Source organism: Citricoccus sp. NR2, from assembly GCF_027594385.1.
In the GTDB taxonomy this organism is placed as follows: domain Bacteria; phylum Actinomycetota; class Actinomycetes; order Actinomycetales; family Micrococcaceae; genus CmP2.
In genome coordinates this window covers 3,060,073-3,071,912 of sequence record NZ_CP115154.1, presented here as the reverse complement: position 1 = coordinate 3,071,912, position 11,840 = coordinate 3,060,073, and the positions used below count along the sequence as shown (strand labels likewise).

The window sequence follows — 11,840 nt, the reverse complement described above, 5'->3', positions numbered from 1 at the left end:
ATCGGGGTCCGGGTTCAGGAGCGAACGAGCCGGTTGATGGCGTCGGTGGCTTCCTGGATCTTCTCGACGGCCGCCTCGTCGCTGAGCTTGGCGGCATCAAGCACGCAGTGCTTGAGATGGTCGTCGAGCAGACCAGTCGCAACCCCCTGGAGGGCACGGGTCAGAGCGGAGACCTGGGTGAGGATGTCGATGCAGTACTTCTCCTCATCGATCATCTTCGCGATCCCACGCGCCTGTCCTTCGATGCGCTTCATGCGGCCGAGATAGCGCTCCTTGTCGCTGATGTAGCCGTGCTGGTGGGAATCGGTATCGACAGACATGGGCATGTCCTTACTTCTGGCGCTCCAGGACGGAACGCGTGCTGGCTTCGGGTGTGAGGTCGATGCGCCGCAGCAGCTGGGCGTTGAGCGCGACAACCACGGTGGAGGCTGACATCAGGATCGCGCCGATCGACATTGGCAGGACGAATCCCACCGGTGCCAGGATACCGGCCGCCAACGGCACCGAAAGAAGGTTGTAGCCGGCGGCCCACCACAGGTTCTGCTTCATCTTGCCGTATGCGCGTCGCGACAGCTGGATGATCGAGAGCACGCTGCGTGGGTCGGAACTGGCCAGGATCACCCCGGCCGAGGCGATGGCGACATCGGTGCCCGCGCCGATCGCGATGCCGACATCGGCCTGCGCCAGAGCCGGGGCGTCGTTGACGCCGTCGCCGACCATCGCGACCCTCTTGCCCTCTTCCTGCAGCTGGGAGACCTTCGCGGACTTGTCCTCCGGGCGCACGCCGGCGAAGACGCGGTCGATGCCGAGCTCCCGTCCGACCTCGTTCGCGACCGCCTCGGCATCGCCGGTGATCATGACGACCTCGACACCGAGGGCGTGGAGGGCGTCGACGGCGTCGCGGGATTCTGGCCGGACCTCGTCGGCGAGCCTCAGCCCGCCGACCACCTGGCCGCCGCGGAGAACGTGCAGAATGATCGCGCCCTCGGAGCGCCATGCCTCGGCCGTGCCGACCTCGTGCTGACCGGTCTCCTCGAGCAGCCGGGGCCCGCCGACGCGGACCTTCTGGCCGGAGACGGTCGCGGTGACGCCGACGGCGGGCGAGGATGAGAAGCCGCTGGCCTGCTGGAGGGCAAGGCCCTTGTCCTTGGCGGCGGTGACGATGGCCTTGGCGAGCGGGTGCTCGCTGTCGGCCTCGGCCGAGGCAGCGAGGGCGAGGACCTGGTCGGCGTCGAGTTCGCCGGTCGGCTCGACGCCGGTGACGGTGGGCTCGCCCTTGGTCAGCGTGCCGGTCTTGTCGAACAGCACCGCGTCGACCTGCCGCATGGACTCCAGCGCCAGGCGGTCCTTCACTAGGACGCCTCCGCGGGCGGCTCGCTCGGTGGCGATGGAGACGACCAGCGGGATCGCCAGGCCGAGGGCGTGGGGGCAGGCGATGACGAGCACGGTGATGGTGCGCACGACGGCCTCGTCGGGCATGCCGATGAGCGTCCAGACGACCGCAGTGACCAGCGCCGCGCCAAGAGCGAACCAGAACAGCCAGGCCGCGGCCTTGTCGGCGATCCGCTGGGCGCGGGAGGATGAGTTCTGCGCCTCGGCGACGAGCCGGTTGATGCCGGCCAGGGCGGTGTCGTCACCGGTGGCGGTAATCTCCACCCGCAGGCCGGAGTCGGTGGCGACGGTGCCGGCGGTGACGGTCTGGCCCTCGCCGCGAGAGACCGGGCGGGACTCGCCGGTGATCATGGACTCGTCCATGTCGGCGCGGCCGTCGACGATGGTTCCGTCGGCCGGGACGCTGCCGCCGGGGCGCACGATGACCACGTCGCCCACGTCGAGGTCGGCTGGGGCCACCTTGACGACGTTCTCGCCCTCGACGCGCTCGGCCTCGTCTGGCAGCAGTGCCGCCAACGAGTCGAGCGCCGAGGTGGTCTGGGCCAGGGAGCGCATCTCGATCCAATGGCCCAGCAGCATGATGACGATCAGCAGCGCCAGTTCCCACCAGAATTCGAGCTCGTGATGGACGAGCCCGAGCGTGGCGGCCCAGGAGGCGAAGAAGGCCACCGTGATCGCCAGAGCGATGAGCAGCATCATCCCGGGCTTGCGGGACTTCAACTCGCTGACGGCACCGGTGAGGAAGGGCCTGCCGCCCCAGACGTACATGACGGTGCCCAGTGCCGCGGCGACCCAGCCCGCCCAGCCGGGGACCTCGTAGCCCAGCAGCATGGCGAACATCGGTGAGAGGGCAACCGCGGGGATGGCGATGACGAGGTTGATCCAAAACAGCCGGCGGAACTGGCCAACGTGGTCCCCGTGCCCGCCATGGCCGCTGTGATCTCCGTGCCCACCGTGCTGGGCATGCTCATCGTGGCCGCCGTGCTCGTCGAGGCCCGTGTGGCCTGAGTGCTGCCCGTGGTCCATGGCGTGGCCCTGATGCCCGGTGTGCTGACCCTCGCGCGTGCCGTGCGCATCCGCCGAGGCGTGCGCGGACACAGACCCGTGGTGATGCTCGCCGTGGGCGGGTGTATCGGTTTCGTGGCCGTGGTGCTGGTGTGAGTTCGGGTCCGTCATGATTCCTCTCCTCCGTCATCGAGCCAGGCCGATTGCCGCTCACCCGGTGGCCGGGCAAGCGAACGTCGGCTCAGGACGCTGGTTGGATCTCGCTCTCGACGACCCACTTGTGGTTCGTCATCTTCATGCCGTCCGTCTCGTAGTCGACCATGTAGACCGTCTCATCGGTGGACGAAGCGATGGTGGCCTTTACGCCTTCCATGCCTTCCATGTGCTCGGCGAGCAGAGTCACCTCTGTGCCGTCGGCCAGAAGCTCGTCGCCGGCATCCTCAATTTCTTCCTGCACGACCCACTTGTGATCAGTGACGGGGTCGCCGCCACCTGCGGGCGTGTAGTTCACGGAGTACGTGTACGTGTCGAATGCGCCGGAAATCGTTGCTGTAGCCCCTTCCATGCCTTCCATGTGGTCGGCCGTGAGCTGCACCTCGGTACCGACAGGGTAGGTGGGCTCACTGGCTTCGGCGATACCCTCGGGTGCCGGTCCGCCGTCCATCGGGTGCTCCATCTCCTCATCACCGCTTTCTGCGTTGTTGCCGCCGTGGCCCTGATGCTCCTCAGTAGCCGAAGGGTCGGTCTGCTGGTCGTCGTCTGCTCCGCTGGCGCAACCGGCGAGCACGAGCGCCACTCCGAGCGCTCCCGCTGCCAGTCCTGTTCGCAGTCTCCTCTGCATGTCATTTCCTTTCATCAATATGCCTACCATATACCCCTAGGGGGTACTAGTCAAGGCTTGTGTGTTGTGTCGGTATGGATCAATCGGAAGCCCCTTCTCAGAGGGTCTGCTCGTGTTGGATGGGCAATGCGGCGATGAGGGGATGGTCGAAGCCCGTCGGTCCGATCTTCGCGGCTCCTCCGGGAGAACCCAACTCGTCGAAGAACTCGACGTTGGCCTTGTAGTAGTCAGACCATTCGTCGGGCAGGTCGTCTTCGTAGTAGATGGCCTCGACGGGGCAGACCGGTTCGCAGGCTCCGCAGTCGACGCATTCGTCGGGGTGGATGTAGAGCGAGCGTTCGCCCTCGTAGATGCAGTCGACAGGACATTCGTCGATGCAGGCGCGGTCCTTGACGTCCACGCAGGGAAGCGCGATCACGTAGGTCATGGCTGCTCCTCTCGGTCGGGTGCGGATCGGCGGTGAGAGCCGGTGGGAGGCTCGGGGAAGTCGTCAGTCTCTGCCGGGCCTGCGGCCGGGTGCGGGATGCGCAGGCGCAGGACGGTGGCGACGAGGCTGAGGGCGATGATGATCGCACCGAGGATCGTCATCGTCCCCGACAGGGTGAGCACCGGCACGAGCAATCCGGCGACGATGGTGGGCACGCCGAATGCCAGGTAGGCAACTGTGTAGATCACAGCCATCACGGCGGCGCGTTCCGACGATGCCGTGTGGGGCATGAGTGTGCGCAGTACCCCGAGGAACGCTGTGCCGAACCCGGAACCGACGATCGCGACCGAGGCGACATAGGCTGAGTAGGAACCGAGTGCGAGGGCGCCGATGCTCACTGCGGTGCCGAACGCCAGGGCACTGGTCGCATACAGGCTGATGGTGCGGGCGGAACGCCGCTGTAGGACGGACGAGGCGGTGACTCCGGAGATCGCCAGTGCGAAGATGACGATCCCAGCTTGGGTGTGCGTGGAGCCCCCAAGCTCACTGCCGACGAGGTCGGCTCCGAGCGCGAGGAAAAGCCCGTTGGTCGCCCACCCGGCGATGATCACGGGCACTCCGGCGGTGAACATGCGGCGCAGGTGCGGTGGCACGGTGAACCGCGGACGGAGGTCGCCACGTCGTATCCGGGTCTTCGGGGCCAGTTCCGGTGTGCTCCACACGACCGTTGCCACGATGAGGAAGGCAAGCACGAGCGACCCGAAGACGGCAGTTGTCGGTTCGGAGGTGAGATCGAGGAGAAGCGCAGCACCGAGAGCCCCGGCCCCAAGGCCAATCATCGGGCCGATCGTGTTCCACAGGGCTGCGATGTTCCGATGCGACGGGGACTCGAAGTCGATCATCATCGCCGACAGCGCCGGGATCAGCAGACCCGCTGCGAGCCCTTGCAAGGCTCGGGCGACCAGGAGCGCCGCGAGGCTACCGGCGAACCAGAACATGGCCACGCTCAGCGCCAGCGCCAAAGAACCGGCGGCCACGACCGGACGTCGGCCGACGTGGTCGGAGAGTGGTCCGAGGTAGAGCAGCGCGGCCAGGAGGGTGAAGGTGTAGACCGCGAACACGAGTGTGGTGGCGACGGGGATGAGTCCGAGCCGTTCGGCGATCTGGGGGTAGAACAAGGACGGCGCGCTGGCAGCGGCCATCATGAGAATGGTCGCTGCCAGCGAGAGCACGAAGCCCCGCCGTGGGATCTGCCTAATACAGTCTCCCGCCATCGCCTATGCCCGCACGCCGTGGAGCTGCTGCCCCCACTGGTAGACGGTGCCGACTGCGTCGATGCCAGTGACGCCGACGACGATGCCGTCGGTCTCGTGGCGGACGATGAACTCCTCACCGGCTTCCAGGTGGGCGTCTGCGCCGGCTGTGTACCCGACTCCGGAGATCATCTGACCGTAGACCATTGCCATGTAAGGGCTGCGTGGCAGGTAGGCGCCCGGATCGTCGCTAATGCCGAGGTCGTGCAATGCGGCCTGCGCGGCATGCGCACCCTGTGCGGCGGCGTCTTCCCAATGGTCGATGCGCCAGGCGCCCAGTGCCTCGTCGTGGTGCGTGGCCACACCTCCGGCTGCGTAGACGTGTTCTGCCGCGGCGCGGAGGTGATCGTCGACGTCGATACCGTTCGTCCACGGTGACGGGGCTGCGGGCGTCGTGCCGAGCGCGAGGAGAAGGAAGTCAGCCACGACGGGATTTCCGTCGTTGAGGGTGATGGTGACACCGGATTCTGTTTCGTCGACATGCTGGAGAGTGCGACCGAATCGGGCCTGCACCTTGGCGGCATGGTCGGCGGCGAGGCGCTCAGCCACGGGCGCCCCAAACGCTCCGACGCCGGGAACTGAACTGCGGGAGACCAGCGTGACCATGCGTCCGTCGGCTTGCAGAGACGAGGCTGTCTCGGCTGCGATGATTCCACCGCCGTAGATCGCTACCCGCGCGGGTCGCCCCAGTCCGGTCAGCAGCTTTCGGATGCCCAGGGCATCCTCCACGGAGTGAAGAGCGGTGACCCGCCCTTGTCCGGCGTCTTCGCCGCCGAACACGTCAGCGGGCAGGGAGCGAGGCATACTCCCGGTCGCGACGATGAGCGCGTCGTAGGAGACCTGTGCGCCGGAGGTCAGCTGGACCTGCTTCGCCGAGGTATCGACTTTGAGCACGGTGTCGGCGATGACCTCGATCTGAGGCAGCGGGAGCTTGATCATCTCCGGCGGTGTCGGACCGAACGCGATTCCCTTGATGAGCATCCGCGTATAGGGCGTCTCCCCGGTGCGGGTCACCAGCGTCACCCGGACATCGTCGCGTGAGGCGAGAGTGCGGGCGGCTGCGGCCCCGGCTGCTCCCGAGCCGAGGATGAGAACGTGCTGTGGGGTCATAGAAGAACTCCTGAACTGCTGGTCGTGATCGAACTGATGCGCCGGCGTCAGGAGCGCACGAGGCGGGCGATGGCCTCGGACGCCTCGCCGAGCCTCTGCTCGCTCACTGGTCCGCCGGCGAGTGCGGCGTCGAGGACACAATGCTTGAGGTGATCGTCGAGCAGGCCGAGGGCGACATTTTCGAGTGCCCTGGTGACTGCGGAGATCTGGGTGAGGATGTCGATGCAGTAGCGGTCCTCGTCGACCATCCGATCGATGCCGCGGATTTGGCCTTCGAGGCGCCGCAGACGATTGCGGTACTTCGTCTTATCGCTGATGTATCCGTGGACGGACGCGTCGCCGTCGCCTCCTGCGGGGCAGGTGTCGAGGTGGGTTTCGGTGGTGGGAGTCGTAGTGGTCATGTCGGTTCGCTCCGATCAGGTGGCGGGGTGCCGCAGCGGTGCCGCGGCACCCCGCACGCTGGTGGATTACGCCATGTTGGCGGCGTACTTGGCCGGGTCCGAATCGAACGCAGGCCCACAACCAGCGCAGCAGAAGTAGTAGCGCTCATCCTCGAAGTCGCGGTAGAGGCCGGCGGCCTCGGCGGTCTTCTTGCTGACCGGGGTGCCGACCATGACCGGGCAGGTGGTCATGTCATCGGCGCCCCCGCCAAGAAGGTTCTCGCGTCCACCGTTCTCCACGGCCGGGTTGGTCTCGTTCGTGCTGCAGCAGCTGCTCATTCTCTGGTGTTCCTTCGTTATTGGATTCGTGTGGATGGGTGGGTTCTCGTACGTCACTTCGAGGCGACGCTCGTGAACCCGCGCAGGCGGAGGCTGTTGCCGACGACGAAGACGCTGGAGAACGCCATCGCCGCACCTGCGAGCATGGGGTTGAGCATGCCGAGCGCAGCGACCGGGATCGCGGCGGTGTTGTAGGCGAATGCCCAGAACAGGTTGGTCTTGATCGTCGACAGGGTCTTCCTGGACAGGCGGATCGCGTCGACGGCGGCCCGCAGGTCACCGCGCACGAGCGTGATGTCGGAGGCCTCGATCGCGACGTCCGTGCCGGTGCCCATCGCCAGGCCCAGATCAGCCTGCGCGAGCGCGGGGGCGTCGTTGACGCCGTCGCCGACCATCGCGACGATCTTGCCCTCTTCCTGGAGGCGAGTGACGACGTCGACCTTGTCCTTGGGTAGCACTTCGGCGATGACCTCGTCGATGCCGACCTCGGACGCGATCTGGCGGGCCACGGCCTCGTTGTCACCGGTGAGCAGCACCGGGGTCAGGCCGATCTCCTTGAGCCCGCGGATCGCCTCGGCGCTCGTGGGCTTGACGGTGTCGGCGACGACGAGGATGCCGCGCGCAGCACCGTCCCAGCCGATCGCGACGACCGTCTTGCCCTCGCCCTCGGCCTGGGCCTTCGCCTGTGCGACCTCCGGAGAGAGCTTCTGCGACCAGTCCGCCAGCAGAGACTCGCGGCCGACGACGACCGGGGTCCCCTCGACGATGCCCTGCACGCCCTTGCCCTCGACATTGGCGAAGTCCTCTGGAGTAGGCAGCTGGCCGACTTCCTGGGTCGCGCCCTTGGCGATCGCCTGCGCAATCGGATGCTCCGAAGAGTCTTCCAGTGCACCGGCGAAACGCAGCAGCTCCGTACGATCCACACCGGGCTCAGTGATCACGTCGGTCAGAGTCATCTTGCCGCTGGTGACGGTGCCGGTCTTATCGAGCACGACGGTGTCGACCTTGCGAGTGGACTCCAGCACCTCCGGGCCCTTGATGAGGACGCCCATCTGCGCACCGCGCCCGGTGCCGACGAGCAACGCGGTCGGGGTCGCCAGACCCAGCGCGCAGGGGCAGGCGATGACGAGCACAGCGACCGCTGCGGTGAACGCGGCGGCGACGGGGAACCCGCCTCCCAGCCAGGCGCCGAGGGTGATGAACGCGACGACGATGACGATCGGCACGAAGATGCCGGAGATACGATCGGCCAGACGCTGCACCTCGGCCTTGCCGGTCTGCGCGTCCTCGACGAGCTTCGCCATCTGTGCGAGCTGTGTGTCCGAACCCACACGAGTCGCCCGCACGACCAGGCGGCCGCCGGCGTTGACGGTGGCACCGGTGACCGAGTCGCCCTCGCGGACCTCGACCGGCACGGACTCGCCGGTGAGCATCGAGGCGTCCACCGCGGAGGAGCCGGAGGTCACGAGACCGTCGGTGGCGATCTTCTCGCCTGGACGGACGATGAACTCGTCGCCGACCGCCAGCTCAGAGGTGGGGATCTTCACCTCTACGCCGTCGCGGAGTACGGCGACTTCCTTCGCGCCCAACTCCAGGAGGGCGCGCAGCGCGGCCCCGGCCTGGCGCTTGGATCGCTTCTCGAAGTAGCGGCCGGCGAGGATGAACATCGTCACGCCCGCGCCGACTTCGAGATAAATGTTCGCCGCGCCATCCGACGGAGCGATCGTGAACTCGAAGGGGTGCGTCATGCCGGGAGTGCCGGCAGTGCCGAGGAAGAGCGCATAGAGCGACCACAGCAGCGCGACGGAGGTACCCATCGAGATGAGCGTGTCCATCGTCGCCGCACCGTGCTTGAGGTTCGTCCACGCCGCCTTGTGGAACGGCCAAGCTCCCCAGATGATCACCGGTGCGGCCAGGGCGAGTGAGGCCCACTGCCAATACGTGAACTGCAGCGCGGGGATCATCGCCATCGCGATCACGGGAACAGTGAGCACGATCGCGCCGATCAGCCGATGCCGCAGCGAGGTGAGCTCACTGTCTTCCTCCTCCCCGGCCTCGGTCTCCGACATGTTCGCCGTAGTGTCCTTGGGCTTGGGCAGTGCGGCCGTGTACCCGGTCTTCTCGACCTCGGCGACCAGCAGTGACGGATCGTAGCCGGCAGGCACGGTGACCTTAGCCTTCTCAGTGGCGTAGTTGACGGTGGCCGCGACGCCATCGAGCTTGTTCAGCTTCTTCTCGATCCGGTTCGCGCAGGAGGCGCAGGTCATCCCGCCGATCTCCAACTCGATGTCCGGCCCACCCGTTGGGGGCGCTGATGTGCTCATCCTCTTCCTTCTTTCTCAGCTCTCGTGCGACGCCAGGCCCTGCGGGTCAGTGGCCGTCGGAATGCGAATCGTCTGTCTTCGAGCCGTCACCGTGCTCGGCGTCGATCACGAACTCGGCGGTGTGCACCTGCCCGTCGACCTGGAAGTCCAGGTAGAGCAGGTAACGGTCGGCGGTCGGGGCCTCCGCTGCGAATCGGATCTCGGGTCCGGCCGTGTCCCCGGCCTGGGGCTCGTCGCCCTCGGCGTGGACGTGCAGGTAGGCGAGGTCACCCTCGCGCAGCGCCACCAGGTGGCCGAACGCGCCCAGGTAAGGCTCCAGCGTGGTCACCGGCTGACCGTCACGCTCGACCGAGATGGTGAGCTCGCTTGAGGTGCCCGCAGTGAGGTCGCCGTTGAGGGAGACGGTGTATCCGTCGACCTCGTCGGTGGTCTGCGCCTCGGTCTCGACAGGGGTGAAGTCGCCCGCGACCTCGATTGCGCGGGTGAGAGTGATGCCTTCGGCTTCCTCGCCCGCGGGTGTGAAGTCGGCGTACACGCGGTAGGTGCCCGCCTCGTCCCAGGTCCACGGCACCGACCAGGTGCCTGTGCTCGTGTCGAGTTCGGGGTGCACGTGCTGGAAACCGGCGCCGTCGGTGCGCACGGCGATCAGATGCAGGTCCTTCTCGTGCGCGGTGGTGTACTCGGTCACCGGTTCGCCGGACTCGTCGAGGATCTGGAAGCTCAGGTCTCCATCCTCGCCTGCGGCCGTGGGGGCCTGGACCGGAGAGAGCACGAAGCCGTCCGCGCTTGCGGAGACCCCGTTCAGAGCGGGCTCCGCGGTTTCCTGCGCAGCGTCGCCGTGCCCTTCACCGTGTGCGTTCACGTTACTTCCTTCTGCCCATGCTGCTGCGAAGCTATCGGGAATGACGGCGCCGGCGAGGCCGAAGGCCCCGCCGAACGCCACCACCAACCCGGCCCCGTAGAGCGCGAGCCGTCCTCCGGCCTTCATCAGACGCGCACCGCCGAGTAGCCGGCCTCCTCGACCGCCGCGAGGACCTTGGCGTCGTCGATCTCACCCTCGGCGGTGACGTTGAGCTTGCCGGTCTGCGCGCTGACTTGGATGTCCTGGACGCCGGGGATCTCGCTGACCTCCTCGCGGATCGACATCTCGCAGTGGCCGCAGGTCATGCCCGTCACCTGGTAATCGTTCGAAGCCATCAGGTATCCTCCTTGTATGTCGGTAGTACCCCTACCGGGTACGTGTACAAGTCAACGCTATACCCCTGTCAGGTATTCCGCAAGGAGGGAGGCGATCGTGTGAGCTGCATCGCGCAAGTGCTGCAAACGATGGTTGGAGCGTCCGAGGTGTGCCTTGTGGTGCACCGATGCTGCGGGGCGATCCGCTGGGTTTTGTCGATGCGCGTCGGAGAGTAGTGACCCCTCGGCTCATCAGAACCGTGGACTGCCTTGCCGCATCGACGAAGGCAGCGAAGACTGGTACGAAACCGACTCCCGCCCCACAGCGATCATGCGCTATTGCTGTTGGTTCGGAACTGGCGAGCTCGTCCGGCTCCACAGGCGTTCGAGATTAGTGAGCGGATCAGACAAGAGCCAGCAAGAGTGCGCGGCCACGCCAGAGGCAGCGAGGCACTCCTGTGATGCACATTGGCGTAGCCCGCTGGTCGCCCAGACGCTTGCCGTCCACCGGCCTGTCGGCCCGGTGGTTTACGACTGCCTCAACATCTTGTTCATTAGGTCGGGCTCGGCAATCATGTTCAGCGAGTTCGGTCGTCAGCCGGTCAGCGTGGGCGATGCGATCCTTCTCGGCCCGAACGTATTGTTCAGCTGCGAGCCCGAGTGCCAAGTGTCGGTGACGTCGATCCGTGTCGATACCGATTTCGCTCTCGATCAGTTCTTCTGGCAGCACTCTGCGGTGCTGCACGATCGGCTTGACGCCCCCGGTTTCGCGGAGAAGATCTACTCTGAACCAGCGCAGATCCTGCGACTCGGCAGAGATCGGGCCGGGATGGTTGTGCCGTGGATTGATGAGATGGTCGCGCTCAGCGTTGAGAGACGGTTCCGAGAGAGATTCAACCGACTCCAGGCACTCTGGTTCGCTGTCATGGATGTGCTCGGACCATTCATCCGGGTCTCGCCTGCGAGGCTGACACCATTGCAGCGTGCACGCGCGCGTCCAGTGCTGCCGCGCAGTCGCAGGTTAGCCCCTCTCCGTCCGGAGGCGCTGCTGGCACGGGAGGCACTGCATGAAAACGTCGCCTATAGGTGGACACTCCACGAGCTGTCCGAGAGGGTGCGGCTCTCCCCGCAGCAATTGACCCGTGTGTTCGTCGATGCCTTCGGGAAGACCCCGATCGCGTATCTGACGATGCTTCGCGTGCAGGAGATGGCCAGGCTGCTGCGCGAGTCCGATCTTTCTGTCGCAGCAGTAGGTCGTTGCGTCGGCTGGTCCAGCCGTTCACGGGCGACGGAGGCATTCATCGAGCACGTCGGGCTCAGCCCGAGTCGCTACCGCTCCATGCGCCCGGTTGTCGCGGATAGATAGCAGCAGAGTCGTCCGGGAAATCATCACTTCGTCCGGCGTCCGACCGGACTCAGCTGCTTCCAGCCCTACGCAGGCTCTGAGGCTGATACGCCAGTAGGTCCACGTCAGGTGCCGCCCGTGTCCTGACGGCCAACCTACCGACTGTTCCGTTCGCTGACCGTCTGACT

The 11,840-nt window shown here is 66.3% G+C and carries 12 protein-coding genes; 1 reads left to right on the top strand and 11 read right to left on the bottom strand.

Features of this window, described 5'->3' with window-relative positions; translation table 11 throughout:
- Positions 1–14: 14 nt before the first annotated feature.
- From O1A05_RS14465 to O1A05_RS14415, 11 genes are all read right to left on the bottom strand, one after another.
- Complete coding sequence (locus tag O1A05_RS14465) at positions 15–320, bottom strand: metal-sensitive transcriptional regulator (protein WP_006214168.1); 306 nt, start codon at positions 318–320, stop codon at positions 15–17.
- Positions 321–330: 10 nt separating this feature from the next.
- Positions 331–2,568, bottom strand: coding sequence for a heavy metal translocating P-type ATPase (locus tag O1A05_RS14460; RefSeq protein WP_006214167.1), 2,238 nt, complete (start codon positions 2,566–2,568; stop codon positions 331–333).
- A 70-nt stretch (positions 2,569–2,638) separates the two neighbouring features.
- The gene (locus O1A05_RS14455; protein WP_006214166.1) at positions 2,639–3,238 is read right to left on the bottom strand and encodes a YdhK family protein; all 600 of its coding nucleotides are present in this window, start codon (positions 3,236–3,238) and stop codon (positions 2,639–2,641) included.
- 97 nt (positions 3,239–3,335) lie between these two features.
- The gene (gene fdxA / locus O1A05_RS14450) at positions 3,336–3,665 is read right to left on the bottom strand and encodes a ferredoxin (RefSeq protein WP_006214165.1); all 330 of its coding nucleotides are present in this window, start codon (positions 3,663–3,665) and stop codon (positions 3,336–3,338) included.
- Positions 3,662–4,897, bottom strand: coding sequence for an MFS transporter (locus tag O1A05_RS14445; protein WP_006214164.1), 1,236 nt, complete (start codon positions 4,895–4,897; stop codon positions 3,662–3,664). The genes fdxA and O1A05_RS14445 overlap by 4 nt, the downstream gene beginning before the upstream one ends.
- A gap of 45 nt (positions 4,898–4,942) precedes the next feature.
- Complete coding sequence (locus O1A05_RS14440; RefSeq protein ID WP_006214163.1) at positions 4,943–6,088, bottom strand: FAD-dependent oxidoreductase; 1,146 nt, start codon at positions 6,086–6,088, stop codon at positions 4,943–4,945.
- A gap of 47 nt (positions 6,089–6,135) precedes the next feature.
- Complete coding sequence (locus O1A05_RS14435) at positions 6,136–6,489, bottom strand: metal-sensitive transcriptional regulator (RefSeq protein WP_006214162.1); 354 nt, start codon at positions 6,487–6,489, stop codon at positions 6,136–6,138.
- A gap of 66 nt (positions 6,490–6,555) precedes the next feature.
- Positions 6,556–6,807, bottom strand: coding sequence for a YHS domain-containing protein (locus O1A05_RS14430; protein ID WP_006213356.1), 252 nt, complete (start codon positions 6,805–6,807; stop codon positions 6,556–6,558).
- 53 nt (positions 6,808–6,860) lie between these two features.
- Complete coding sequence (locus tag O1A05_RS14425) at positions 6,861–9,131, bottom strand: heavy metal translocating P-type ATPase (RefSeq protein WP_040560307.1); 2,271 nt, start codon at positions 9,129–9,131, stop codon at positions 6,861–6,863.
- A gap of 46 nt (positions 9,132–9,177) precedes the next feature.
- The gene (locus tag O1A05_RS14420) at positions 9,178–10,119 is read right to left on the bottom strand and encodes a hypothetical protein (protein WP_040560308.1); all 942 of its coding nucleotides are present in this window, start codon (positions 10,117–10,119) and stop codon (positions 9,178–9,180) included.
- A complete protein-coding gene (locus O1A05_RS14415) occupies positions 10,119–10,328 on the bottom strand; it encodes a heavy-metal-associated domain-containing protein (protein ID WP_006213359.1) in 210 nt (69 codons plus the stop codon). Before O1A05_RS14415 ends, O1A05_RS14420 begins: the two co-directional genes overlap by 1 nt.
- A 553-nt stretch (positions 10,329–10,881) precedes the next feature.
- Here O1A05_RS14415 and O1A05_RS14410 point away from each other — a divergent pair.
- Positions 10,882–11,673 (top strand): helix-turn-helix transcriptional regulator, encoded by a 792-nt coding sequence (locus O1A05_RS14410; protein ID WP_225984163.1) that lies wholly within the window; start codon positions 10,882–10,884, stop codon positions 11,671–11,673.
- The last annotated feature ends 167 nt before the right edge of the window (positions 11,674–11,840 follow it).